Source organism: Reticulibacter mediterranei (assembly GCF_016587455.1).
Genome location: NZ_BNJK01000002.1, coordinates 463,867 through 490,594, shown reverse-complemented (window position 1 = coordinate 490,594; position 26,728 = coordinate 463,867). Strand labels below are relative to the sequence as shown.

22 protein-coding genes are annotated in these 26,728 nt (G+C 53.3%); 9 read left to right on the top strand and 13 right to left on the bottom strand.

What is annotated here, in order from left to right:
* Positions 1 to 506: 506 nt before the first annotated feature.
* On the top strand, positions 507 to 1,127 hold the full coding sequence (locus K3T83_RS40400) for a P-loop NTPase family protein (protein WP_220208814.1): 621 nt from the start codon (positions 507 to 509) through the stop codon (positions 1,125 to 1,127).
* A gap of 230 nt (positions 1,128 to 1,357) precedes the next feature.
* Here the strand turns inward: K3T83_RS40400 and K3T83_RS40395 are convergent, their stop codons facing one another.
* Positions 1,358 to 2,209 carry an NAD(P)H-binding protein gene (locus K3T83_RS40395; RefSeq protein WP_220208813.1) on the bottom strand — a complete coding sequence of 284 codons (852 nt, stop codon included), beginning with the start codon at positions 2,207 to 2,209 and terminating at the stop codon, positions 1,358 to 1,360.
* A gap of 331 nt (positions 2,210 to 2,540) precedes the next feature.
* On the opposite strand from K3T83_RS40395, the gene K3T83_RS40390 reads away from it, so the two are divergent.
* The 3 genes from K3T83_RS40390 (at position 2,541) to K3T83_RS40380 (ending at position 6,229) form a co-directional block, all read left to right on the top strand.
* Positions 2,541 to 2,936 carry a winged helix-turn-helix transcriptional regulator gene (locus K3T83_RS40390; protein WP_220208812.1) on the top strand — a complete coding sequence of 132 codons (396 nt, stop codon included), beginning with the start codon at positions 2,541 to 2,543 and terminating at the stop codon, positions 2,934 to 2,936.
* Positions 2,937 to 3,021: 85 nt separating this feature from the next.
* Positions 3,022 to 5,067, top strand: a complete 2,046-nt coding sequence (locus tag K3T83_RS40385) for a molybdopterin-containing oxidoreductase family protein (RefSeq protein WP_220208811.1) — start codon at positions 3,022 to 3,024, stop codon at positions 5,065 to 5,067.
* A 238-nt stretch (positions 5,068 to 5,305) separates the two neighbouring features.
* Complete coding sequence (locus K3T83_RS40380) at positions 5,306 to 6,229, top strand: phosphotransferase family protein (RefSeq protein WP_220208810.1); 924 nt, start codon at positions 5,306 to 5,308, stop codon at positions 6,227 to 6,229.
* A gap of 105 nt (positions 6,230 to 6,334) precedes the next feature.
* Here the strand turns inward: K3T83_RS40380 and K3T83_RS40375 are convergent, their stop codons facing one another.
* The 8 genes from K3T83_RS40375 to K3T83_RS58175 all read right to left on the bottom strand — a co-directional run bounded on the left by K3T83_RS40375 (position 6,335) and on the right by K3T83_RS58175 (position 12,197).
* A complete protein-coding gene (locus tag K3T83_RS40375; protein ID WP_220208809.1) occupies positions 6,335 to 7,261 on the bottom strand; it encodes an NADP-dependent oxidoreductase in 927 nt (308 codons plus the stop codon).
* Between the two features lie 12 nt (positions 7,262 to 7,273).
* On the bottom strand, positions 7,274 to 7,720 hold the full coding sequence (locus tag K3T83_RS40370) for an ester cyclase (RefSeq protein WP_220208808.1): 447 nt from the start codon (positions 7,718 to 7,720) through the stop codon (positions 7,274 to 7,276).
* Between the two features lie 306 nt (positions 7,721 to 8,026).
* Entirely contained in the window at positions 8,027 to 8,884 is an 858-nt protein-coding gene (locus K3T83_RS40365; protein WP_220208807.1) for an AraC family transcriptional regulator, read from the bottom strand.
* A 44-nt stretch (positions 8,885 to 8,928) separates the two neighbouring features.
* A complete protein-coding gene (locus tag K3T83_RS40360) occupies positions 8,929 to 9,771 on the bottom strand; it encodes an ADP-ribosylglycohydrolase family protein (protein ID WP_220208806.1) in 843 nt (280 codons plus the stop codon).
* Between the two features lie 101 nt (positions 9,772 to 9,872).
* A complete protein-coding gene (locus tag K3T83_RS40355) occupies positions 9,873 to 10,268 on the bottom strand; it encodes a hypothetical protein (RefSeq protein ID WP_220208805.1) in 396 nt (131 codons plus the stop codon).
* A gap of 231 nt (positions 10,269 to 10,499) precedes the next feature.
* Positions 10,500 to 11,009 (bottom strand): GNAT family N-acetyltransferase, encoded by a 510-nt coding sequence (locus K3T83_RS40350; protein WP_220208804.1) that lies wholly within the window; start codon positions 11,007 to 11,009, stop codon positions 10,500 to 10,502.
* Between the two features lie 99 nt (positions 11,010 to 11,108).
* A complete protein-coding gene (locus K3T83_RS40345) occupies positions 11,109 to 11,600 on the bottom strand; it encodes a RidA family protein (RefSeq protein WP_373324742.1) in 492 nt (163 codons plus the stop codon).
* 288 nt (positions 11,601 to 11,888) lie between these two features.
* A complete protein-coding gene (locus K3T83_RS58175) occupies positions 11,889 to 12,197 on the bottom strand; it encodes an FCD domain-containing protein (RefSeq protein WP_373324741.1) in 309 nt (102 codons plus the stop codon).
* Between the two features lie 234 nt (positions 12,198 to 12,431).
* Between K3T83_RS58175 and K3T83_RS40335 the strand changes: the two genes are divergently transcribed.
* Positions 12,432 to 13,859, top strand: a complete 1,428-nt coding sequence (locus K3T83_RS40335) for a helix-turn-helix domain-containing protein (protein WP_220208801.1) — start codon at positions 12,432 to 12,434, stop codon at positions 13,857 to 13,859.
* A 40-nt stretch (positions 13,860 to 13,899) separates the two neighbouring features.
* On the opposite strand, the gene K3T83_RS40330 is transcribed toward K3T83_RS40335, so the two are convergent.
* A complete protein-coding gene (locus K3T83_RS40330) occupies positions 13,900 to 14,820 on the bottom strand; it encodes an NADP-dependent oxidoreductase (protein ID WP_373324740.1) in 921 nt (306 codons plus the stop codon).
* 567 nt (positions 14,821 to 15,387) lie between these two features.
* On the opposite strand from K3T83_RS40330, the gene K3T83_RS40325 reads away from it, so the two are divergent.
* Both K3T83_RS40325 and K3T83_RS40320 read left to right on the top strand, forming a co-directional pair.
* On the top strand, positions 15,388 to 17,832 hold the full coding sequence (locus K3T83_RS40325; RefSeq protein ID WP_220208799.1) for a glycoside hydrolase family 48 protein: 2,445 nt from the start codon (positions 15,388 to 15,390) through the stop codon (positions 17,830 to 17,832).
* Positions 17,833 to 18,217: 385 nt separating this feature from the next.
* Complete coding sequence (locus tag K3T83_RS40320; protein ID WP_220208798.1) at positions 18,218 to 19,075, top strand: class I SAM-dependent methyltransferase; 858 nt, start codon at positions 18,218 to 18,220, stop codon at positions 19,073 to 19,075.
* Positions 19,076 to 19,345: 270 nt separating this feature from the next.
* On the opposite strand, the gene K3T83_RS40315 is transcribed toward K3T83_RS40320, so the two are convergent.
* Positions 19,346 to 19,765, bottom strand: a complete 420-nt coding sequence (locus K3T83_RS40315) for a MerR family transcriptional regulator (RefSeq protein WP_220208797.1) — start codon at positions 19,763 to 19,765, stop codon at positions 19,346 to 19,348.
* Positions 19,766 to 19,905: 140 nt separating this feature from the next.
* Between K3T83_RS40315 and K3T83_RS40310 the strand changes: the two genes are divergently transcribed.
* Together K3T83_RS40310 and K3T83_RS40305 are read left to right on the top strand one after the other, a co-directional pair.
* Positions 19,906 to 20,808, top strand: coding sequence for an SDR family oxidoreductase (locus K3T83_RS40310; RefSeq protein ID WP_236065175.1), 903 nt, complete (start codon positions 19,906 to 19,908; stop codon positions 20,806 to 20,808).
* 15 nt (positions 20,809 to 20,823) lie between these two features.
* Positions 20,824 to 21,855, top strand: a complete 1,032-nt coding sequence (locus tag K3T83_RS40305) for an LLM class flavin-dependent oxidoreductase (RefSeq protein WP_220208796.1) — start codon at positions 20,824 to 20,826, stop codon at positions 21,853 to 21,855.
* 139 nt (positions 21,856 to 21,994) lie between these two features.
* On the opposite strand, the gene K3T83_RS40300 is transcribed toward K3T83_RS40305, so the two are convergent.
* Both K3T83_RS40300 and K3T83_RS40295 read right to left on the bottom strand, forming a co-directional pair.
* Positions 21,995 to 24,352 carry a serine/threonine-protein kinase gene (locus K3T83_RS40300; RefSeq protein WP_220208795.1) on the bottom strand — a complete coding sequence of 786 codons (2,358 nt, stop codon included), beginning with the start codon at positions 24,350 to 24,352 and terminating at the stop codon, positions 21,995 to 21,997.
* Positions 24,349 to 26,601 (bottom strand): WD40 repeat domain-containing serine/threonine protein kinase, encoded by a 2,253-nt coding sequence (locus K3T83_RS40295; protein WP_220208794.1) that lies wholly within the window; start codon positions 26,599 to 26,601, stop codon positions 24,349 to 24,351. The genes K3T83_RS40300 and K3T83_RS40295 overlap by 4 nt, the downstream gene beginning before the upstream one ends.
* Positions 26,602 to 26,728 lie beyond the last annotated feature (127 nt).

The following is a 26,728-nucleotide window of genomic DNA, read 5'->3' as shown; positions in this document are numbered from 1 at the left end:
AAGGCCCCCACCAAGATCCCCCAGCCGCCCCTTGTCGCTACGTGTGACCCAACATCCTCTGTGTCCTCATTGTGCCTTCTTTGATGGTTAGAGGTATCTTTTATCATGAGACTATAACATATCGAACATTACTACGTTATTTCGTCAATCCCTCTATACTTTCTGTTCGGCTTCATGTTATACTTATAACCACAACATATCTTCAATCAGGAGAGAATATGCCCGACCAGCGCTAACGTATGCCAGAACAAATGCTGCAAAAGCAACATTGTCGCTGAACTTTGTATCTATCCCTCTTCAATTAGAAGGATAGCTCTGCTTTGTCTGGGACGACAGTATGGCATAGCGTTGGCAACTTCTCCTCCAGGTCGGTAGCCCTCGCGATACGCTCCCATTCCATTCCTTTCACCTTTCAGTTTGTTTGCAGCAACAGCTTCTTTTGCATGCATTGCTGGCATATCAATGATTTTTATGATTGTTAGAAACATGCAAAGGATGAGAGTAGAATGGTCAAAATACATATTCTTGGGGGACCGGGCAGTGGCAAAACGACGCTGGCAGAGTGTATTGCCGCCCGCTTTCATGTGCCACACCACGATCTGGATAAGTTGGGGTGGAAATATGGAACAACAGGCTGGGCAGCATATTTAGATGAAACCTTTTCTATTGCAGAGCAGCCTGGATGGGTTGCAGAAGGTATCTATCTTGTCTGGGTGGACCCGTTGCTCTATCAGGCAGATTACATCGTATTGCTTGAGGTCGCGTGGCCCGTGACGGCATGGAGGATCGTTCGCCGCCATATCATCAAGAGCGTACGTAGAATCAATCCATATCCCACTCGTTTGCTCTATGGCTTCTTAAAAAATACGTACGACTACATTGTTAATAGATGTACCGCTGAAAGAGCCGATGTCATGCGTGCATATCTTGCAGAACATGGTGCTACTATTGAACCACCCGTTGCCGATCTTTTACTTATGCGCCTTGAACAATATGAGCTTGATATCCCTCCAACAGCGGAGTTTGTACACAAGTATCTTGAGAAGTATAAAGAGAAAGTGATTGTTGTGAGAAACAATGCTGATCGTGATCGCTTGCTGGCAATGCTGACAGAAAAGGCGTTGTGAGTGCCTACGCAGGACGGTAAAGGGAGAGAGGATGTTGGGTCCCCGTAGCGACAAGGGGTGGTGTGGAGGGGTTGCGGGGGCCTTGCGCTTGTCGCTCTCGCTCACGGTGTGCCTGCAAATAAAGGGGAGGGCGACAAGCGCAAGGCCCCCGCCAAAACCCACCACACCACCCCTTGTCGCTACGGGGACCCAACATCCTCTCCCTTCACCATTCCACACATAGGACCATCTCAGGCGAGCGTGCGGAGTTGCGCATCGACCGGGACCGCTCTGGTGCCGGTGATCTGCTCGACAACATTCGTTACACGAGTCTCTCCGTTGCGCGTGAACCAGGCGATCAAGCCAATCGTGCCCGTAGCTGCCTGCTCTGGAAGCCCTTTGGCGATCAGGCGGGCCGTTAGCTCCTGGTCAGACTCGGTGATGGGCGTGATTGTGTGCCCTGAGAGCTGGGACCAGCGCCGGGCAAGGTCCGCGAAGCCGAGCGCCTCCGGGCCGGTGAGATCTTGCGGGCCGGTGAGATCGCTCTTGCCTGCCAGCACAAAGGCTGCTGAGCGGGCGCAGTCGTCGCGTGTGATCCAGGCCGGTTTGACATGGCCCTCTGGCACGAGCAGTTCGTTGCCGACCTGCAATGTTTGCAAAATACCGGGCAACAATTCGGTATAATAGTTGTTGCGCAGCGCCGTCCACGCCAGACCGGAGGCCGCCAGCGCAATTTCGGTATGCGCATGCTCCTGTTGCACAGGGTGTGGCGCATCTGTGGAGGCATCGGGGGCCGAGGTGTAGGTGATATGTTGCACTCCTGCTTGCACCGCCGCCTGTACAGCCGCTCGATGCTGCTCGACGCGCTGCCCCACTGCGTCAGTGCTGATGATGAGCAGGCGAGTGGCTCCAGCGAAGGCCGCTCGCAACGTCGTTGGATCGGAGAAATCCGCGCGCCGCACAACGACACCTTTTGCCGCAAAATCTTCTAGTGCCTGTGGATTGCGTGTTGTTGCGATGATCTGCTCGGCTGGAACGAGCGTGAGCAAATGTTGAAGTGCGAGACGGCCAAGATTGCCGTTCGCACCGGTTAGAGCATACATAGAAATGGTTCCTTTCGATTATTTAAACCTGTTGTTTATTTCTGTGACTCCGTTGGTTCGTGTTTGACCAATTATTGGCACGTTCATGCAAACCTGTGGGTGTCGTTCGGATATGGCAGGGGCGATGGCTTGTCCTCGCCCGGCTCCACAGGCCATGTGGCGCGTGCTCGGGCGAGGACAAGCCATCGCCCCTGCCATATCCGGGTGTCGCTCACTATTGCGACAGAAGATTGACAGGACAATCTCTAATAGTTACTATAAGGGGGTAACTTTCATTTTGCAAGAAGGCACTTGAAAGTGGGATACTTTCCTGAAAGTGAGATAGTTTCTAATGGAGACCTTCTTTGTCTACGACGTGTATGACCCTGATTGTCCGACGCGGCAGGTGCTTGATCTTATTGCTGATAAGTGGACCGCGCTAATTATCGGGCTGCTTGAAAAGGGGCCGCAGCGGTTTGTGGCGCTGCAAAAGCAGATCGGGGGCATTTCGCAGAAAATGTTGACGCAAAATCTGCGCAACCTGGAACGCGATGGGCTGGTGTTGCGAACCGTCTATGCTGAGGTGCCGCCACGCGTCGAGTACGAGCTAACGCCGCTGGGCAAAACGCTCTGCAAACAGCTTGCCGCGCTGCGTCACTGGTCGGAAGCCAATATCGACGCCATCGTCGCCGCACAGCAGCGCTACGATGCTCGCACGGTGCCAGAACGGGCCATTTCACAAAGCTAACCTGTCTATTGGCTGTTGGAGATGACGCGTTCCATCTGGTATGCTCTACTCATAGCGAAATCAGAGACATGCATGAAGGAGAACTATGATCGTGAAGCGCCAGATTACAACCATGTGTCCCATGAATTGTACGCCTACGCAATGCGGTATGACTGTTGAAGTCGAGGATAACAGGCTGGTGTCGCTCAAGGGCGATCAGAACAACCCGGACAGTCGGGGCTTTCTCTGCATTCGAGGGCGAGCATCGCAGGAGATTTTTGCCAATCCCAAGCGCCTCCTGCATCCGCTCCGTCGTGTGGGAGAGCGGGGCGAGAACCGCTGGGAGCCGTGTTCGTGGGACGACGCGTATACAATGATCGTTGACGCAATTAAGCAGACGCAACCGGAGCGCGTTGGTTTGTGGCGCGGACATGGTGGCAGCACAACGGGCGTTGGAAGCAATCTCATCAGTCGCTTTGGCTCAACTGGCGGCTATCAACAGTGGATCTCCGCGATTGTCTGCTGGGCGATGGGCGGCTATGGACTGGGCTTGACGGGCGCGTTGAAGACCAGCACGAAATACGATATGGCGGCCAACTCGCGCACAATCCTGCTGTGGGGCGCGACCCTGGCAAGTCAACCCGATCTCGCTCCCCATCTGATCGAGGCCCGCAAGCATGGGGCGTATATCGTGCATATCGACACGCGCCGCAGCGAGGCATCGCGCCATGCTGATGAGGTGTTGTTGCTGCAACCGGGCAGCGATGCCGCACTCGCGCTGGCGATGGCTCACGTCATCTTACAAGAGGGGCTGCACGATCAGGCATTTATTGAACAGCAAACGCTCGGCTTTGAGCAGTTCGCCGACCATGTGCAGCAATACACGCCGGAATGGGCCTCTGAGATCACTGGTATTGACGCAGAGCGCATTCGTGATCTGACACGGCGCTATGCCACGCAGACCCCGGCAATGATCGTGCTGGGCGGCAGTTCGATGTTCAAGCATCAGCATGGATGGGAGCCTGCCCGTGCCATCTCCTGTTTACCTGCACTAATCGGGCAATATGGTGTCGCAGGTGGAGGTCTGGGGCAGCGTCACGGTGCCTCGCCTGAGAGTAGCGGATATGCCAATGTGCTGTCAGATATCACAGAGCAGTTGCCACGCGGGGCGGCCATCCCCAGCCATATGACGGCCATCAGTGAGGCATTCAGCGCCGGTCGCATTGATGTATTATTCTTGCTTGGCAGCAACATTCTCTCGTCGTTTTCTGATGCCAATGAGATCGAGCGTGGACTGGCGAAGATGAAGCTGATCGTTGCGTACGACCTCTTTATGAACGAGTCGGCGCGGCGCAGTGCTGATCTGGTTTTGCCCGCAACCGCATGGTTGGAAGATATTGGTTTGAAGCAGACCGGCACGCACATTTATCTGATGGAGCGCGCACTGACGCCAGAGGGCGAGTGTCGCACCCTCAGCACCATTCTGCGTGACCTGGCCGAGCGGCTCGATCTTGCCAACTTCTTCCCCTGGCAGGACGACGAGGCGTATATCAACGCTCTGCTCGCGACCCAGAAGACCGAGACCGGCGAGCCTCTGACCGTCGCAGAACTGCGCAAGCGTGGCGGCTACTGGCAGAAAAACGGCCTCGCGCATGTCGCATATCGTAAAGGAAACTTCCAGACGCCATCGCGCAAGATCGAGTTTTGGAGCGAACGCGCGCATCAGGCCGGTTTATCGCCGCTACCATCCTACACGGCACCGCAGGGCGAGGCATACCCTCTTCGCTTCTGTCAGGGGCGCACGCTCACTGCCTTCCATTCCTTCTTCGATGAGGGACAGGCGCTCCCAACGCTTGCCAAAGCCAACACAGAGCCGCTATTATGGATACATCCGCGAGACGCGCAAAAGCGGAACATCGCGAACGGTGCCGCGATTGTGATCGCCAACGAGCGCGGACAATTTGAGGCGAAGGCGCACGTCACCGATGATGTTGTCCAGGGCGTTGTCTGGATGCGTGATGGCTGGTCCGGCATCAACCGCGTCACCAGCAGTAGCCAGATCATCCCGCTTGTCGCCAACGACATCGTGCCGGGCATCCCCGGCGGGCAAGCAACCTACGATGCCTGGGTTGAGGTGCAACAAATGCAATAAATGCTCGAATATAACTTGTTGGGTATGATAGTTAGTGCATCCGGCAGGTGAGCGCCATCCGAATATGGTAGGGGCGATGGCTTGTCCTCGCCCATCTCCCCAGGCGCGATGGTGGCACGCAGGGCAGGACAAGCCATCGCCCCTACCATATTCGGCCTCACCTGGAGGAGTTCGTGGATGCACCAATTATCATGCCCCTACAATTAAATATAATAATATCACTTAAGGGAATTATTAAATGATACCAGCAAAAGATGCGACAAAGTTTGTGCAAATCGTGCAGAAGTTTGATCCTCAAAGTGTGTTGGTTCGTGCGTGGAAGCTGGAGGGAGGTGTTTCGGCACAGGTGACAGCACTTGAAATTGAGCAGGCCGATGGTCAGACGAAAAAGCTGCTGGTACGTCAGCATGGTGAGGGAGACCGTACGCAAAATCCGCAGATTGCGGCAGATGAGTTTAAGTTATTAGATCGGCTGCACTCCGCTGGATTGCTGGTGCCTGCTCCCTACTATCTCGATCAATCCTGCGAGATCTTCCCCATTCCATATATCGTCATCGAATATATCGAGGGGGCTTCTGTCTTTGCGCTCGATGCCGTGCCTGACCTGATCCCTCAACTGGCGGCACAACTAGCGCGGATTCACGAACTGGACGGTTCGCAGCAGAATTTTTCTTTCTTACCACAGCAGGAAAAGATATACGCTGATAAGCTGGGGACGAGCCCGGCCCGACTCGACGACTCATTAGACGAAGGACGTATTCGGGATGTGTTGGAGGCGGCTGGTCCGTTGCCACAGCGCAATAAATCGGTGCTGCTGCATGGAGATTTCTGGCCCGGCAACATCCTATGGCGAGATGGGCGACTTGCTGGCGTCATCGATTGGGAGGACTCACGGTTTGGCGACCCGCTCGGCGATCTTGCCAACAGCAGGCTAGAGACCCTCTGGGCCTTTGGTCGGGATGCCATGCAGCGCTTCACCCAATGCTATCTCGCCAAAAACGATATTGATATCACGCTGCTCCCCTATTGGGATCTCTACGCCGCGCTCAAGCCAGCCTTGCGCCTCGCTGAATGGGCCGGCGATGCTGTTGTTGAAAAGAGGTGGCGCGAGGAGCATCGCTGGTTTATTGAGCGAGCGTTTGCGGTAACAAATGTTAATTGAGGCGAAAATAATTATAGATGCTCAATGGGAGATGCAAAACCATCTCCCATTGAGCATCTATAATTATGCCGCGTCTCTCCATCTATGAGACTTTGATTCCACCAGTTAGGGAACGAGCAGCACTTTTCCCCTCGCATGCCCTTCCATCAGGTAGGACATCGCCGCGCGTGTTTCTGCAAGAGGAAACTTCCGGTCTATGACGGCCTGAAGCGAGCCTGCATCACACAAGCCCGCAATTAAATTCAGCCGCGTGCTATCTGTTTCGTGGAAAACGAAGCTGGCTGTGACCTTATGGGCTTTTGCGAGAGCTTCATCTGGTGGCGAAATGACGCTTGCGAGAAAGCCACCAGAATGAAGCACGGTAAAGGACTTTTGCTGAGTGTCTCCGCCAACTGTATCCAGAACGACATCGACATCCCGAAGCCTGTCTGAAAAATCTTCCACCTTGTAGTCGATGACATCATCGGCCCCTAGTTGCCGGACGAGATTGATGTGGGATGATGAGGCTGTGGCAATAACGCGTGTGTCAGCGATTCGTGCCAGTTGGATAGCAAGGCTCCCCACGCCACCGGCACCTGCATGAATGAGGATAGTTTGTCCGCTCTTTAGATTTGCCACGTCAAAAAGAGCCTGCCAGGCAACTCCAGCTACGGTGGGGAGAGCGGAACCTTCCTCTAGCGTCAGACAGGTCGGTGCGGATGTGATATGGGTTGCCGGAACTACGACATATTCAGCAAATGCGCCACCTTGTCGGGGGTCGGCACGGGCAATCACCTTGTCGCCGGGACGCCACCGTGCTGCAAGAGGGCCAGATTGTTCGACAATCCCCGCCAAATCCGTTCCCAGTGTGTAGGGAAAGGATAAAGGGAAAAAGCCATGTAAGCTCCCTGTGACCAGTTTGATGTCGAGTGGATTGATGCTTGCGGAAACGACGCGAATGAGTACCTCGTTCGGCCCCGGTTCTGGCTTTACAACGCTTTCAATCTTAATATTGCTGAGATCACTGTAAGTATGCAGTCGTGCAGCTTTCATGTAAGTTCTCCTTTATTTTGAGGGCCATGCGCCAACCTGATTCAACATTCCGAACCAATCTTCGAGGTGCCATGTATGGGTGATTTTCCCGTCTTGCAGATGGTGTAATTCGTGAATCGCCACTGAAATCATCTTCCCGGTCGGTGCGATGCCAAACCATTCTCCTTGATGCGTGCCGGTTATTTCGGCTCTGACACCCGCATGTCCTGGTGCGCCGATCATTTCTTTGATGGTGATCTTGATGTCTGGAAATGCCGCGATAAAAGTTCTGAGCATCGGTTTGAACCCATCCGGGCCTGGACCCTGGCCTGGGGCCAGAGGAATATCCTTCCAATCTGGTGCCACTGCATCATTCAGGAGATCAGGGTTTTTATCGCTAAAAGCCCGATAGAACATTTCTATCGTTTTCCTTTCAATGTCAGTGATTGAATCAATAAACACGTAAGGTTGGTTTTGCATGCTTATTTCCCTTTTCAAATGAAGAGATATTTACTTGTAATTTTTGTAGTGTCTTGCTCTTCGCATCAAGCGTGAAAGGAGTGTAAGTACTTCTATTATGGGCTTCATTGCTCATAAAGAGTGTACTGGAAAAGGGAGGAGCTGGTCTTGGATGTTCGGCTGAAATTTTGGATATTTCAACGATGTTTCTCGTACGCGTTGCGCACGATGGTAGCCTGAGCGAAGAGGTGCTGCAACACAAACTCTATCTCGCGCGCGTGTAGGGGAAGCAGACGATTTCTCAAGGTACGGATGCCGTGTGCAAACTCAAGAGAGATGTTCTCGAATATAGGTTGGGGTGACTCCCATAACGCTCCGCATCTGGCGAACCAGATGGCTTTGATCGTAAAACCCTACCGTTGTGGCAATTTCACCGATAGAGAGTTTCGTTGATGTAAGTAAATGTCGGGCGCGTTCTAGCCGACGTTGCACAATATAGTGGTGTGGAGAGAGACCAGTTGTCTTGCGAAACAGGCTTGCGAAGTGTGATGGACTCATGCCCACTTCAGAGGCCAGTTCGATAAGGCTCATATTCTCGGCAAGGCGCTCTTCAATTAGAGAGGTAATGCGCCGAAAGAGGAATGCAGGCAATTGCTTGTTTTGCTGAGGAAGAGGACGAGGAGTATTTGTGTAGGTATGGATCAGGTGGGCCGCCAAGGCTGTCACCAGACCCTCTACGTAGAGACGACCCGTGCTTCCTCCCTCAAGAACCTCCATCAGCAAAGCGGAACTAATATGCTCAATCCGGCGATCCTGGGGTTGAAAGTGGGTAAGAAGCTCGACATGCTGTTGATGGTGATCTCCCGCTACCTGCTGGAGCAATGTTGGAGCCAGATAGAGATGGAGCAACTGAACGCCTTCGTCATGTCGCCAGGTGCTTTCTGTGCCAGCAGGGACAATCTGTACGTATCCGTGACCCATGATATCGGCAAAAGACTGCTTGTTGTGAGTATGTTCGACAAGGATAGATGCTCCCTGATGCAGACAAATCAAGTGAGAAGATGAACGGGGGAAGGCGTGTTCTCCCGCTGGGAGATAGTGTTGTTCGACAACTATTCCTCTCCAACCAAGCGTTTCACTGGAATGAAGGATTTCTGTTTGTTGTGGCTGGCTATCTATCTGCATGAATGTTGGCCTACCTTATCTGAGATTTCACCTCATCTATTATATCACACGCGAAGAGCCAGCAACCGCTCATCCAACTCTCGAATATAATCTCGACCGTAGGAGCCGTTTTCTAGCTTTTCGATGAGGTGGGTGGGGAGATCCTGAGCCAGTTCGGAGCTACAGGAACCGGCGGCAAGCGCGATGGTGGCGACCGTATCGACATCGCCGGAGAAGTCAATGCACGCTTTGAGCAGTTCGCTCATGCTCTCGCTGTTGATAAGAGCTGTGATCGCCGCTCGCACGCTCATCCAGCCCTTGGAGCCAACTTTGCCACTCCAGGGGGTAGACCAGTTGTGCCCGCCAACCTGCTCTTCTAGAAAGGTGCCGAGTGCTTTTTTGGGGCCAAGATGGTAGAGGAAGTAGTGCGTCATCAACGCGGCGGCAATTGCGGCATCGATGCCATCGCGTGTATTGTGGGTTAGCGCCGCCTGGATGGTGCAGCGCTCGATTACCTGTTGAGGCGTGGGATAGATGCCAATCGGCGCGGCACGCATGGCGGCACCGCTCTTGTCGCTGTCCGGCCTGATCTCTTGCAGAAATTGTTCGCCGTCGCGTACCTGTTGCAAGAAGCGATAAAAACCGCCAGCATAGCCCTCGCGCGGGTCGCGCTGAAACGCCTCGACAAACCGCTGTGCCAGCATCGCCGAAGTCCAGGGTTCACCTGAAACGATGGCTTCGGCGATTGCCAGGGTCATCTGGGTATCGTCAGTGTATGCGCCGCGATGAATATTGTGGCGGGGATGTCTGACGTAGCGACTGAGGTCGTTGTGCTTGCGAATGAGGGCGCTATCCACGTATTCAAAGCCGGCCCCGTAAGCATCGCCGATGGCAAGTTCGAGTAGCACGCGCTGTTAATCTCTTTCTCTCTCTATTACACGTCTTAAAGGCCTGCTAAACCGTTGAGCATGCCCGCATTGTAGCCTATTTGGTCAGGCCTGTCGAGAGGCTACGAGACAAGTTCACCAGCGCGCACCCTGTTCATTAGCTGCATCCACGCCAGTTTTTGTCGTAGCGAGATTGACAGGTCGAATACATACAGGACATCACGATCACCACCTGTCCCTACCTCCATCTCTAAACGGCGCATATTGATGGAATTGATCTCTTTGTGTCCTAGCTCATTTGCGCCAATAGAGTTTGAGGCTTGTCCTTGGTTCTCACGTTCCAGCATTGTATCAAGCATTTCTCTATTTGAGCTATAGAAGACGCGGAGAGCATCTTTACGCGTTGCTCTGTAGAGGTTCAGCACACCGAGAACGGCATGCAGGGATTCGAGCTTCGTTGATCTCCATCGCCAGGGTGATGATTCCACCATCTTCCCTGCCACACGATAATACATCATATATTTTCTAACTTTCTGAGAGCATTATCTCGTTTTATCGGTATTCTTATTATATATGGGTTTTTAAAACAAATCCACTACGAAAGACGTTTCCGATTTTGAAGGGAAAGCTTCATCTATAATGGATAAATGAGTGAAAGAACACACGTTGCCTGTATGTTGAGCGACTAGATATTCTAGGGCTCCCATCATATTAAACGTGAGATATTTATAAATTTTTCAGATGAGATTTCACTCGGCAAGATGTTTGACGAGATAGAGGCAGCGATCTATGACGAGGAACTCCTGGCCCTGCTCATCGATCCACGCCCACGAATCCATATATTCGCCCAGTCCTGAATCGCGATAGCCTCGACGCTCGTATAACGCACGGGCACGTGAATTGTCCAGGCCAACGCCCAGCCCTATCTGCTGATAGCCCTTCTCTTGCGCCAGTTGCTCTATATGATCGAGCATACGCGTTCCGATGCCTTGAGAGCGATACTCGGGCAGCACATTGAAATCCGAAAGATGCGGACAGCGCACCAGCTGTGATCCCATCGGTTCGCGTGTTTCGCCCTCCCAGGTGAGCAACAGTTGGCCGACAGCAGTAGTGCCAAGCCAGGCGATCAGGTAGAGGGCTATGCCTCCCTCCTGGAGATAGAAGCGAGTGCGATGATCTCCGGGCCTGGCCCCGGGCGGCAGCAGGGCAATCTCTTTTTTGCGTAAAGGACGCAAGACAAGATCTTGATCTATATACATAGGAAGTGTACCCCATTAGTTGCGGCATGCAATTCAATTTTTCCAGTATAACATGTCACGATCTTGCATGCACCTGCCGCTAGGGATAGGTCGTTCCGCTCAGGAAGCCGGACGTATCTCCACTTCCGCCTCAATTTCAACAGGGATATTAAACGGCAAAGAGGCCATGCCGACCGCCGAGCGCGCATGCTGACCAGCCTCAGAGCCATACAGCTTGAGGATCAGGTCGGAAAAGCCGTTGATAACGCTGGGGTGATTGGTGAAGTCCGGGGTCGCGTTGACCATGCCAAACACGCGTAGCCAGGCCACCACACGGTCCAGGTCGCCCAATTCCTGTTTCAAACTTGCCAGAATCGCCAATCCCACTGATTGCGCCGCCTGATAGCCCTCTTCAACTGAAACCTCAGCCCCAACCTTGCCAAACGGTCCGGCAACAGAGCCATCCGGGTTTGATGGGCTATGGCCGGAGATGTAGGCGCGATTGCCATGCACGCGCACGAACGCAAAAGGCAGCCGTACTCCCTCTGGCGCTTGAATTGGTCGAGGCAATTTCAAGCCAAGCTCTTCTAATTTTGCTTCAATCTGCACGATCTTCTTCTCCAAATAATTTGATGAGATAATAAAATACACCAGCGAACAGCCGATGTAGCAATTATCTCCTTTTATTATATATGCGATATGGAGAAGATGCTTTGCGCTCAGGCCAATGGGGGGCAGAAACCGGCATTTCAACCACCACTTGCTGTGCGCAAAGTCTCGTAGGAGCAGGGGTTTTAGGGGTACACACACACGTTCTCCCCCTACACATGAACTATTCTAATGAGTTTTTCTATGCTTGTCTTGTATTTTCTTGCTCATTCTTTCATGCAACTGGCATGCTTATGTGCTCTCAAGCACACTCATCACTTGTTTGACGGTCTGTTGAAGATGATGACGCATAGTACTGGCTGCGAGAGTCGAAGAGTTGGTCTGACAGGCTGCAAGAATCTCGCGATGTTCTCTGTCGGCACTCTGGATATCTCTGGGAAGAGATGCTGTTGCGGAGAGATGGAGGTAAGCGCTGGAGGCATTGCGTAAATCCTCAATCATCGTTAGCAGCCGTGGACGCCTGGCCAGGCGATACAATTGTGTGTGGAATTGGTGATTCAACTCAACAAAGCGAGCGGCATCGCCTCTGCCATATTCGATCCCACTCTCCAGGATGTTGTGGATGCCTCAACGAATGAGGTTTGACCGAGGACTATAAAACGTGGTAGGCGCGCTTGTGCTTGTCTGTTCGCCAAGTGTTTAGTAAATGTTCACTAAGTGCCATTGTGTTTCATTGCCCTTTTCCTGTACACTAGCAGAGCAGGCAGATTGCAAAGGTGCCTTGCCTGTGTCTTGTGTAATTTTTTTGAATACTGTGATTCATCAGGATGTCATATGAAAAGGGGAGACGCGCATCCATTGCGCACCGCTCGTTGCCAGCACAACCTGACGATAGAGGGCTTGGCGGAGAAGGCTAAGGTTGGAGCCTCAACGGTGTGGCGTGCTGAGCATAACTATCCAATTAACGCTGAATCTCGTCGAAGACTCTGTGCGTATTTTAACATGACACCCCAGGCGTTGGGCCTTTTGCAGCATATAGGGTCATACGCCACCGTCGAACAGCCCCCTCTGACAGAATGCGTTTTCACCGGTGCTTCCTCTTCAGATGATGGGGAAGAACTGCCTGTTACGCAACCCCTGGAAGATATCGGGCAAATTTCTACCCAACCGGACCAACCAGAGTCGGAGTTTGCAGCGAACAGCCTTGACGCATTGCTGGATGCACATTGGACGCTTGATGCCGTCCTCGACTCGTTACGAATCGCATTGCAGGGTATACAATCTCTACCTGTTCGCTTGCAGCAAACGTTGTTGCTGGGGATGCTCTCGCGGATGGACACACTGGTTTTACCCGACGGCAGGCGTATTTCGGCAACGGAGCGTCATCAGGTAAAAGAGGCGCTGGGAGCAAGCATTGCGCAGTGCTGGCAATTTTTCCACACGGCCAGTCCGACACAAGTATTTCTCGTGGGTCAGGGACTGCTACATCTTCTGGAACAAACGCGAGTATTTCTTTATCCAGCTGACTACCAGAGCTTCTATGCCGCCATCACCAACCTGATCGGGTCGGCATCGTTTTTCCAGGGCTTCTACGATGTCGCGTTGCAGACGCATAAAAGAGCGTTCCGGGCCGCACAGGAGGGCGCAGACCTCTGGAATGAGACACAAAGCTTAAACTGGCAGGCCATCGCTGCGAATTCCAGCAATCGACCAGCTGAAGCAGTCCAGTATATTGAAGCTGCTCTGCACCTGTTGGAGGGCCAGGAGGAGCAAGATTATCAACGTCTGCGCGCCCATCTCTGCGCGGATTGGGCCTACAACGCCTCGATTTTGGGAGAGCAAACGGTGGCTCGTGCCAGGCTTGATGACTCGGTGCGCCTTCTCGATAATCTGGGGCCGAACGAAGAGTTTGATCTGGCACGCTGGCATCAACTGGTGGGGGATTGCATGCTGCTCAATCGGCAATATACGCCCGCGATCTCTCACCTGGAACGCTCTCTCGCGCGCCTTCCCCAGCAGTGGGTTTCTCGCCGCATATTAACGTTGTTGCCACTGGCGAGAGCATATGCCTATCAACAGGAACGCGATATGAGCATCGAGACCGCTGAACAGGCCGCCAGCGCCATCCAGAGCATCGGCTCGGTGATGCTCACCCAGCGCTTCATCGAATATCTCCATATGCTCGTCGAAGTCTTTCCACGCGACAAAATCGTTCACCGCTTTGTTGCTGGCTCGCTTCATCAGATCGCTCAGAAGAATTAACGAACAGGGAGGCAGCATACGCTTGCCTCCCTATCGGCACTCAGGGCGCGAGCACGATCTTGCCGAGAGCGTGGCGCTGTTCCAGCTCGCGATAGGCTGCCTGCACCGAGGCCAGGGGATAGACATGGGCAATTGGGATTTCGAGGTCTCCCCTGTCGATAAGCCTGGCAAGCTCGGCGAGCACGGCAGCGCTCGCGCCGTTGGCATTTCCTTCGGACTTGACGCCGTACTTCTCGATCGCCTCAAAGTTGATGATGGTATTGATGCGTTCTGGCCTGACGGCGAGCGCGAGCGCACGGTCAACATAGTCAGCCCCGAACGTGTCGATGAAGGCATCAAGACTCCCGCCAGCAACATCCCGCATGCGCTCTGACACTCCCTCACCATAGGCCAACGGGATCACGCCATGATCGGAGAGCCATTGGTGATGGTCTGCGCTCGCCAGGCCAATCACCTTTGCCCCCCTGTGGCGTGCCAACTGAACGGCAATCGAACCAACCCCACCGGCGGCCCCTGAGATAGCGACGGTCTCCCCTTCTCTGAGCGAGACAGCGCGAACCGCTGCATACGCCGTTGTCCCGGCCACAAACAATGCTCCGGCAGTTTCCCAGGACACGCCAGGAGGGCGATAGATGAGATGAGTTGCATCTACGACGACGAACTCGGCCTGGCTAGCCCGGTTGTTCGTAAAGCCGATAACCTCCTCGCCAACAGTGAAGGTTTCCACTCCCTCGCCAATCTCGGCGACAATGCCCGCAAGGTCGCTGCCTTGCCCGGAAGGGAACGTCGCGGGCCAGCGCTGCGCCATGATCCCCTGGCGAATAGCCGCTTCCCCCGGATTGATGCCAGCTGCCTTGACCTGAACCAGCACCTGCCCAGAACCCGGTGTGGGCCGCTCTACCTCCACAACCTGCAAAACGTCGATCCCACCATATCGATCAAACCTGACCGCCTTAGGCACCATCTACCTCCTTCGGCCATGCATGTATGACTTTCATGATATTCCTTTCTCGTCAACTGCTTGATGCTCACAAGAAGAGGCGCAAGAACAGCAAAGAACTCCTTGCCTGCTTCTGACTAACTGCTGCTCGTAACCTGCTTCTCACCTTGTGCTCTTTTCAAGAGGACACGCACCATCAGATTAAATGGTGACACATCCATTGAAATATCTTATAAAGCGTTTCGCCAGTTTTTAGTCAGAAAACATTTTCAGTTGACATTAGATCTTCCCTCATTGTATATACACTACTAGAACCAGTTCCACCAGATGCGGCGTGAGGGGGACAGGGATGTCTAAACTTTCTCGTATGCGGGAAGGAACCTGAAAGTGCGAGGGAGTTGACAGGGCTGTTATCTGAGAAACCTGTCTTGCTGTATGGTGGAACTGGTCTACATCTCTTTACCAGTCAGAAGTGAAAGGAGTGTAAATAGCAGGACATACGCACGACAGGTAGTCCTTGCTGGTGAAGAGCTATTGTAAGACAAATCCCTCAACACATTTTGATTGAGTTTGAAAGGCAGGTTAAGGATGACCGTAAGGATCGCACGATCCACACTGCTTATAGTCACGCTCACGATATTGGTGACTATTACGTTTCTGGGCAACCAGCGTGCAATGGCGGCCCCGACGAAGCCTCATGTCGCGAACGCTACCAGCACGTATACGCAGCGCTTCCTCGATCTCTATAACAAGATTAAAGATCCCGCGAATGGCTATTTCAGCCCACAGGGTATCCCGTATCATTCGGTTGAGACGCTGATCGTCGAGGCTCCTGATTATGGGCACGAGACGACCTCTGAAGCTTTTAGCTACTGGCTCTGGTTGGAGGCTACCTATGGGCAGGTGACGGGAAACTGGCAGCCCTTTAACGACGCCTGGGCCACGATGGAGAAGTATATCATCCCATCGCATGCCGATCAGCCCACAAATTCGGGCTATAACCCCAGTTCTCCAGCTGAGTACGCTCCCGAATCTGATAATCTCAGCGATTATCCCGTGCAGCTTGACAAGAGCGTCACTGCCGGGCAAGATCCGCTGGCAAGCGAGCTACAATCGACCTATGGCACCCCTGATATTTACGGGATGCACTGGTTGATCGATACCGATAACTGGTATGGATACGGACATTGTGGCGACGGTACAACGAAGCCATCGTATATCAATTCGTATCAGCGCGGCCCCTCCGAGTCGGTCTGGAAAACGGTTGTGCAGCCCGAATGCGAGACTTTCAAATGGGGCGGCAGCGACGGCAACGGCTTCTTGAGCCTCTTTAACAAGCCCGCAAGCGGCGAGAGCTACGCCAAACAGTGGCGCTATACCGACGCGCCCGATGCGGATGCACGCGCGGTACAGGCAGCTTTCTGGGCCTACACCTGGGCAAATGCGCAGGGTAAAGCCAGTTCGGTTTCTTCAACAGTTGCCAACGCCGCCAAGATGGGCGACTATCTGCGCTATTCAGAATACGATAAATACTTCAAACAGCTTGGTTGTGCCAGCACGAGTTGCCCTGCGGGGTCCGGCAAAAATAGTTCAACCTACCTGCTTGACTGGTACTACGCCTGGGGCGGCTCTGCGGATACTTCCTCGCCCTGGGGATTCCGCATTGGTTCCAGTTATGCTCATCAGGGCTATCAGAATCCGCTGGCAGCCTGGGCGTTGAGCAATGTATCCGCGCTCAAGCCGAAATCAGCGACCGGTGCGACCGACTGGGCAACAAGCTTGCAGCGGCAGTTGCAGTTCTTCCAGTGGCTCCAATCCTCAGAGGGCGCGATTGCAGGTGGCGCGGTCAATGGTTGGGACGGCCATTATGGAGCGGTCCCGGCTGGTGATCCGACGTTCTATGGCATGGCTTACGACTGGCAACCAGAATATCATGATCCCCCCAGCAACAACTGGTTCGGCTTCCAGGCGTGGGCGATGGAGCGCTTCGCCGAATATTACTACGAGACCGGCAACACCACTGCCAAAGCGCTACTCGACAAGTGGATCGCCTGGGCAAAGTCCGTCACGAAATTGAACTCAGACGGCACCTATGCCATCCCCTCCACGCTCAATTGGAGTGGGCAGCCTTCCGTTAACTGGACCGCCAGCACAACCTCGGCGAACAATACCAATCTGCACGTGACGGTCGTTGATACCACAACCGATGTCGGTATCTCGGCAGCTCTTGCCAAAACGCTGCTCTACTATTCGGCGAAATCGGGCGATACTGCGTCGCGAACGCTGGCCCAGGAATTGCTGGATCGTATGGCAAATAAATATACCGATAGCCTGGGCATCTCCAGCCCTGAGATCCGTAGCGACTACAACCAGTTTAACGACTCGGTCTCGATCCCCTCCGGCTGGACCGGCACGAACGCGCAGGGAGCCACGCTGAACTCGTCCACAACCTTCCTGACCGAGCGACCGAAATATCAACAAGATTCGGCCTTCTCGAAGGTGCAGAGCTACCTGAACGGTGGTGCGGCCCCGACGTTCAACTACCATCGTTTCTGGGCAGAGGCCGATATCGCGATGGCTAACGCTGATGTCGATATGCTGTTCAATAGCACCACGACGCCAACAGCAACAGCCACCACACCGACAGCGACGGCCACGACGCCAACAGCAACGGCAACTGCTACGAATACCGCGACAGCTACGACAACGCCCGCGACCTGTAAGGTGAGCTATGTGGTGTCGAACCAGTGGCCCGGCGGCTTCTCGGCGAATATCACCATTACAAACACCGGCTCGGCTGCCCTGAGTAACTGGAGTCTCGTCTTTACCTTCCCCGCTAGCGGCCAGAGCGTGACGCAGGGCTGGAATGGGGTCTTCACGCAATCGGGCAGCACGGTAACGATCAAGAATGCCAGTTATAACGGTTCTGTCCCGTCAGGAGGAACGGTCTCGCCCGGCTTCAATGGCTCATGGACCGGCAGCAACCCGAGTCCAACCTCCTTTACCCTTAATGGTTCGGCTTGTAGCACTTAATATTCAATAGACCCTCAATTGTTAAAGGTCAGATGGGCCGTTTGAGCAGCCCATCTGACCTTTTTACTGCTCTCTTGTTTCTTTTCCGTGTCTATGCTACTCTAGAGGTTAGAGGATAATCAGTGCGTCCAGCAATTGGAGGAGAAGCGTGGGGTGGCAAAGGATGTTGAGTCACACGTAGCGACAAGGGGTTGTTGGGGGTCTTGGTGGGGGCCTTGCGCTTGTCGCTCATGTCGGGTTATTGAAGACCAGGAAACAAACAGGCGAGAGCGACAAGCGCAAGGCCCCCGCGTCCCCATCCCCCGGCCCCTTGTCGCTACGTGTGGTGGGAACCTTCTCCTCTCTTTGTTTCCCAGGAATATTATTTACGCTGGAAGGAATCGGGATGGACTCGGAAAATAGCTATGTTATCGACACGGAGAGCGCCGCTGAGATGGCTCGCCTGCTCGATCAAGATACCCTTATGACCCGCGCCCTGGGTGGATTACTCCCGGAACCTGTTGCCTCCTCGTTTAAGCAAGATGGGCTGCTGCTCGATCTCGGTTGCGGTCCCGGAGGATGGGTACAGGAAGTATTATACGCTTTTCCAGAAATAAAAGCGATTGGGGTGGATATCAGCAATACAATGATTGCTTATGCGCAGGCACAGGCTCGCGTGCAGCATTTAGAGAAGCGCGTAGAGTTTCGGGTGGTTGATATTACCACGCTGCCCTGGAATTTCCCTGACGCATCGTTCGATCTGGTCAACGCCCGCTTTATGGCAGGTTTTTTGCGCCGCGAGGTCTGGCCGCAGATTGTGCGGGAGGCGTTGCGTGTGTTGAAACCTGGAGGCTATCTGGTGCTTGCCGAGCCGGAATGGTCAACCAGCAATAGCGCTGCCGGAGAGCGTTTGGCAGATATGGCGGTGCGCTCGTTTCATCGGGCTGGCCTGGGCTTTTCGGTCGATGGGCGCAACCTCGGCATCATTCATCAGCTTGACCCGCTCTTGCGCGATAATGGAGGCGAGCAGATCGGATTGAGCGCGCACATTTTGAATACGACCTATGGCAGAGATTTCTATGTTGCCGGGACGAAAAATTTACTGCTTGCTTATCATTTTATGGCCGATTTCTTCGTCAAGATGGGCGTTGCCACGAGCCGTCAGGAGGTGATAGATCTCTGCCAGCAGTATCAGCAGAATACTTATCAGGAGACGTTCTGTGCTGCAATGATTATGGCGCGGGCATGGTGCCGAAAACCGTGAAGTTGCCCCTCTGTTGTAGTACTTTGTCAACTTTCATCGCGTGGTTTCCCCGTATATGGTAGGGGCGATGGCTGGTCCTCGCCCGTTTCCCCCTTGGTGTGGTGAAGCCGGGCGAGGACCAGCCATCGCCCCTACCATATACGGTCCCACCCCAGAGGATGTTCTGGATGCACCAACGAATGAAGCTCGACAGAGTAGTAGTCGAGCAATAATGAATTTGCATAACTATGATCGGGAACCGCCGCGTAGCTTGCGGCGGGTTATTTTGTGTCAACGACGTTCAGGAATGATGCGGGCGCAGGTATCAGCATAAGGAGTTCCGTTTTCTTCAGCCTCGATCAACTTCAACTTCTGTGCCAACATCTGGGTGAGATGGGTCTGAATCTGATCTAATTCTGCTTTTTTTCTATCGATATCCTTTATCTTTTGGCGAATAAGCTCAACCTTCTTTTGGAGAGGAAGTTCATTTGCCTCGTCTGCGTTGATAAGTTCTTTCAGCTCCGTCAGCGTAAACCCTGCCGCTTGCCCTGCTTTGAGCATCTTGAGATACACAACCGCCTCTTCAGAATAATTCCGATAATTATTTGCCTCGCGCCGGAAAGAGCTGCTCTCAAGGAAACCCTGCTTCTCATAAAAACGAATAGTATGACGCGTCAAACCTGTCTTTTTTTCCAATTCTTTGATGAGCATATAAAACTCCTCCAAAAATGCCTTGACTATAGACATGGCTCTATAGTTTACACTCGGGACATGAAAAGAGGCAAGAGCCTTTGAAGAGGAAACCGGCCCGCGCGAGGAGTTTCAAAACATTTGGAGACGAGGAGATACGGATGATGGCAATAGATAATAAGAGCATGCAGGGAAAAGTCTGCCTGGTGACGGGCAGCAGTTCAGGGATTGGCTACGTTACAGCCAGAGAACTTGCCAGGATGGGCGCGATCGTGGTAATGATCTGCCGCGATTATACAAAGGGAGAAGCAGCACAGGAGAAGATCAAAAAGGAAAGCTCGAACGATCAGGTTGATATGCTCGTCGCAGACCTTTCAGAGCTTGCGCAGGTACGCCGCGTAGCCAGTGAGTTCAAACAGAAATATACCCGGCTTCATGTGCTGGTCAACAATGTCGGGGGAGCGAATAGCGAGCACAAAGTTACCTCGGAAGGACTGGAGTTCAATTTCGCGACGAATTACCTGGGTCAATTCCTACTCACCACATTGCTGATAGATGTACTCAAGGCCAGCGCGCCTGCACGCATTGTGAATGTCAGCTCTTATGCTCATACCCAGGGGAAGATCGATTTTGCTGACTTGCAAGGGACAAGAAGATACAGCGTCGTGAAAGCTTATGGCCAATCCAAACTGGCGCAGATCTACTTTACCTACGAACTGGCCGACCAGCTCAAGGATACAGGCGTCACAGTCAACGCACTCCATCCCGGTATGGTGGTTTCTAACTTTAACAGCGGCACCAGAGGTATTGTGCATCTTATCGGGGAAATATGCTACTTCTTTGGTGGTATCGATGTCGAGAAAGGGACGCAGACTACCCTCTACGTGGCAACTGCTCCTGACCTCATAGGAGTGAGCGGGAAGTACTTCTCCCAGAGCAAACAGGGCAAAGAGACGCCCTCTTCCAAACGCTCCTATGATGTTGCTATTCGCCGCCGCCTCTGGGAAGTTTCCGAAGCGTTGATTGCTCAGAGCGAGCATTTGCACGTTGCCCCAACAAGATAAGGAAGGAGAAAACAGATGATGCCACCACAGGATCACCCAAATGCTCTTACACAGCGCTCTTTGCGTGATCGGGTCGGAGTCTGTATCGAAGGCTCGGACCCCGTAGACAGCCTTAGCCAGTTCCGTGCAGCGGAACTGGCGGGCGTCCAACAGGTCTGGATGACGGCGGGAGGCGCAGGTTCTGGTTCTCCCGATACACTGACGCTCTTTGCTACTGCCGCTGCACAGACTAGGCATATCAGGCTCGGGACGGCTATTACTGTGACTTATCTGCGCCACCCACTGCTGATGGCGCAGCAGGCGCTCGTGATCCATGCGCTAGCTCCAGGACGCCTGCGGTTGGGGATCGGGCCTGGTGCCCGTGAGAGCCTTGAGGGTTGGTATGGTCTGGAAGTTTCTGCGCCCCTGTCATATCAAAAAGAATACGTGCAGATCTTACGCGGCTCGTTGTGGGAAAGCAGCGCAGACTTTCACGGCACGTTTTTCCAGACAAGGGGCGCCGTTCGGATGGGCAATTTCGACGCAGTCATTACCGCCTCACAGAGTGTTCAGATCCCTCTGCTTGTCGCAGCATTAGGCGCGAAGGCATTCCAGCAAGCCGGAGAGATCGCCGATGGTGCGCTTTCCTGGATGTGCCCGGTTCCCTATCTGCTCAACCAGGCCAGGCCAGCGCTACAAGTAGGAGCTGAGATCCGTTCACGCCCCGTGCCTCCGCTGGTTGCGCATCTAATGGTAGCGATGAGTACAGATGAAGCTGCGGTCCTGGCTGCGGTGCGTCAGAGAGTGCAAGTGTACGCCAGGGTGAGTGGATATGCGCGCGCATTTGTCCGGGCTGGTTTTGCTGAGGCAGTGGAAGGCGATGAGAAAGCGTTAGATGCATTGGCGCGAGCGCTGGTCATCAGTGGCGATGAAAGTACCGTGCGCCAGCGCATCCAGGAGCTTGTTGAGCAAGGTCTTGATGAGCTGATGTTGCAACTCGTTCCCGTGACTTCCGAGACCAGCGAACGAGAGCGGCTGTTTCATCTGGTTGGCTCTCTCAAGGCGTGAGAATCTCCTGTCGTAGTTGATCGATAATGCACGTTAACTTTTAAATCCGGCAATGTCATAGTGGAGCGATGTATCGCGTTGTGAGCACATCACAAACTGCCACCAACGCGATGCATCGCTCCACTACGACAGAGACGTTTTATGCAGCATCTACCTGCCAGATAATCACCGTCGAGTCGAACGAGGATGAGGCCAGATAGCGACCATCGGGAGACCAGGAAAGATCCATGATGAGATCGCTGTGGCCGTTTTTTTGGCCGAAGACAAAATCGGGCATCTGCACCCCATCCTTCATCCTGGGGTTAGAATTTTGCAGGTCCCAGATGAAAATTTTTTTAGCGCTTAGATAGCTGCCCGCCAGATAGCGTCCATCAGGCGACCATACAAGCGGGTTTACCTGGGAATAATACTGAGATGTGCCTGGCCCGGCAAGTGCCTGACGGGCTTCGGGATCATCGCTGCCTAGAAGACGCAAATTTTTCTTCTGCTGAATATCATAGATGACTGCGACATCACCATCGCTGACTGCAATGCGAGTAGAATTCGCTGGAGAAGCGGCGATAGAAAAACGAAAGATCTTTGCCTGTGGATAGGCTGTTAAACGATTCGGCAACGTAAAGGACTGGGGCTGGGTAGGTACGGCGACGTTCCAGAGATGGACCTTGAATACTGTATCTACTCCAATCACCCAGGCACCATCAGCAGACCAGCAGAGGGAACGCATATAAGGATAGTAGGCATCTTGCGGACGTGTTGTTGCATCGTTGAGAATCGTGACCTGTTGTGTTGGCTGATGGGCATGCCAGAGAATGACTTTGACCTCACTGGGATTAATACTGCTGTTAGTGTGTGAGGTGGCAATGAGATCCCCTTTGGGAGACCATGCCAGGCATTGGATTATAGTATTAATCGTGATTGGGAGCATCTTGTTGCCGAGATACCAGTCTGGTCTGGGATGCGGCGCAAAAATATCTACCGTTTCTATTGCTGTATTGGTCCCACCCCATGTATCTTTATCACTCACCATTGCTAGCGTATGGCCGTCTGGAGACCAGTCTATCAGGTAACTGCTCTCATATTTTGTATCCGGTTTCCACAGAGTTGACGGTTGCGAGGCTGTACGTATCTGCTTTGTGGAAGAGGGGATGAGGTTATCGATATCCCAGATCAATACATTGGCATCAACCCCACAGGAGGCCAGATAGCGCCCCTGTGGATTCCAGCGCACATTATACACCTCTTCCGTGTGGCCTGTGAGTTTAAGCACGGGCACACCAGTACTCATCTTTTTCGGTCCAGGCTTCTGTGCCAATTGATACAGTGTGGAGGCCGCGAGGCCGCCTCCGGCTAGAAAGAGAGCGGCAGCCGCTCCGCCGGCCAGGAAGCCACGTCGTCCGACAATTTTTTGCGTTGTCGCTTCCTGGCGTTCTTCCTTTTTATTTTCAATGCCTGTTGGAGTTGTCGAGGAGGGATGCTGGATGTATGTGACCTCATCGGAAACCGTAATAGGGGTAATCGTCTGGCTCGACTGCTCGGAAGCGGTGTTATCCATCTGTTGGGTAGGCAGGTTGGCGAGTACTCGTTTGTTCCAGGGAGCAATCAAGGTTGTTTCAGGGTCCAAAGCCTGACCATGTGCCTGCCAGTTGTGCTCCAGTTCACTCACAAAAGCAAGGCAGGAGGAATGGCGTTCAGCAGGCAGTTTTGCCAATCCTTGCAAGATGGTTTGTTCCATCGCTTCGGGTAACGAGGGATTGTACTGTCTTGGTGGGGGTGGCGTTTCATTCAGGTGCTTGAGGAAGACGCCAAAGGGGTCATCATCAAGAAAAGGGAGATGGCCTGTCAACAACTGGTAAGCCACCACAGCCAGACTGTAGAGGTCGCTGGCTGGCTCAGCTCTGCCGCGAATTTGCTCTGGTGCTATATATCCCGGCGTTCCTGCTCCGGCATGCGTGCGACTGCGATAGGTATGAGTTGTAAGCAGTTTGGCGAGGCCGAAGTCGGAGAGAAAGAGCCAGTTTTCCTGTAAGAGCATATTGCCCGGTTTGATATCGCGGTGCAGGATATGCTTGCTATGTGCGTAGTCAATGGCCTCAGCCGCCTGGCGCAAGTAATTGAGGGCCACTGTGACAGGAAGTATTTCTTTCCTTTTCTTCAGATGATCGCGTAACGAGCCGCCATCGACCAATGGCGAGATCAGGTAGGTAATCACGTCATCGCCGGACGAGAACTCTCCAAAATCATGAACTGGCAAGATATGTGGATGTTCCAGGGCTGCGGCCAGGCGTGCCTCTGCTGCGAAAGCGTCTAGATACTCTTTTTCATGTCGCAGTACTGGCGTCAGAAGCTTGATGGCGATCTGGCGATCAAGCTCCGTATCCTCGGCCTGCCAGACCTCTCCCATGCCGCCCCGTCCCAGCAAGCGTTTCAGGCGGTAACGCCCCAGCATTTTTCCTTGCCAATCGACTCCTTGAGCAGTTAACATCACTTTTTGCCTCACGATATTTTCCATACGAGAATACTGGTATTGCTATCCTCGAAACCTGCCGCCAGCCAATGCCCGTCAGGAGACCAGGCCAGGCTGGTAACAGCTCCGGTGATGCCTCCATTGTCCAGCTTGCTTGCGAAAGATGAATGTTCTCTAAAATCCCACAGATAAATATCGCCGTTAGTAGTACCAGCCGCGACTCCTGGTGAAAGATCGGCAGGATTACAGGCGATGTGGGAAAACATGGCAATCACCCGATCTGTGGCATAATCAGGAACTTTGAGCTGATACTGCACCGGGTTGACTTCCTGCCAGGGGATGTAGAGAAGCTGTTGGGTGTTGGTTGCAGAAGAGAAAGGAACAAGGACAACGAGATAACGACCATCTGCACTCCAATCCACCATATTAATTGCGCTGTGATCCTTGTCTCGGGCGAATTGAGAAAGGTCGATGGTAGAGTGTTTGTGCCAGGCTGGTTGGCCGGAAGTATTGATCTGCCCAACAACGATGCTCTGCTTATGAATGACAGCCAGAGACCCCGTGCGAAACGAGGACAGAACAGAAGTAAAGGTCTGCACGTCAGGATCGTAGGGCTGTGTTGTGTCGAGCAACTGGTATAGTGTTTGTTGCGTATTTATGAGGTAGAGTTGATAGAAACTGGAGCCCTTTGAATCCGGCGCGGATTTCATATGGGCAAAGACCAGATGTTGATCATCTACCCAGGCCATTCCATCTATATCCGGGCCATAGTCGGACGCAGTGTCACGTACACGTAAAGGAATCGGCGTGATATTGTTGAAGTCGGGTGTGCAGAGCGTAATCTGCGTGTCGGTATCGGTGATCTGTAAATTGGCAATCGCCAGTCTGGTTCTATCCGGTGAAGAGGCCATAAAGAGCGTTGCTGCGTTATATGGTTGGTTGCAACGAAGCTGGTGATCGTAGAGTGGAGTCAGCGAGGGTCTATCTGGTTGCTGGCGTAGGCGAGATAGATTCCAGAACAAAACCTGATTATCGCTGCCTGCCGAAACGAGATAGTTGGCATCTTGCGACCAGACCAGGGAATAAGCGGCCTTGCTGTGTCCTGTCAGCACCAACACGGGCTTATCTTTGCCGGTGGAGCGTGGCCGTGCCGAGCTGTTTGGCTGTGCAGGCAATTGTATGCGCGCAGGCGAGGAAGGTCTCTGCATGATGCCCCATGTCCCTAATGCTCCTCCAGCTACCGCTGTTGCTGTTATAGCGCTGGTAGCTAGCAACTGACGGCGCGACAATCGTAAATGGCGGGGATGTTGTTCATCCTCAGATTGTTCCTGTTGCAGCAGAGGTACGCTCTCCTGAAAGGCTAGAGCAGGCAGATCTCTGATGGTTGGCAAAGCAGTTGGTTGGTAGGCCGCATCGTGAAGGGAGCGTTCGAGCTGTGTGACGAAATCGCTGGCGAGAGCTGGGCGCTCCGCCGGGTCTTTTGCGAGGCTTTGTAAAAGCAATTGTTCGGTGGCGGGTGAAAGGGAGGGATTGAACTGGCGTGGAGGTGGAGGTTCCTCAATCAGGTGCTGGATCGAGATGGCGATGGCCGATTCCCCCTGGAACGGTAAGCGTCCTGTGAAGAGCAGATAGGCGACAACAGCCAGACTATAGTTGTCGCTGGTGATATGTGCCTGTCCACGTGCCTGCTCAGGGGCCATAAATTCAGGAGTGCCAATGCCATTACCAGCAGTAGTCAGAGATTCTGTGCCTGTGAGCATGCGGGCGATGCCAAAGTCGGCCAGCAGGAGCCAGTTCTCGTCGCGTAAGAGCATGTTATCGGGCTTGATATCACGGTGAATGAGACGCTGTTTGTGCGCGTAGTCGATAGCGCTGGCGGCCTGAGACAGAAAATTGAGCGCTTCCTGATATGGCATCAAGCGGCGTTGACGTGTATAAAAAGCGATACGCTCGGAAAGAGAGCCACCTTGAATATAGGGCATGACGATATAGGTAATAATCCTCTCGTTTGCCAATGGTTGCTTGCCGTAGTCGTGTACAGGAAGGATATGAGGATGATTGAGAGCGGCGGCGGCTTTGGCCTCACGCTCGAAGCGCTGGATGAACGTATGATCTTGCTGATTCTGGGCAGGGAGCGTCTTGACGGCTACCTGGCGATCGAGGCGCTGATCCTCACAGAGCCAGACCTCGCCCATGCCGCCACGACCCAGTCGCCGCAAAATGCGATAACGACCGAGCATGTTGGTGGGAGTGATCTGTGAGAGTAGTTCTTGCTGATCCATGCGACAACCCCTCTTTGCATCCAAGCTGGAGGCTTGATGACAAATCCCTTCTTTTTTGTGTGTACTGTACAACACTCTGGTTGATGGTTGCTATGAGGTATATCACAGAAAGCAAGGTTGGGAGGAG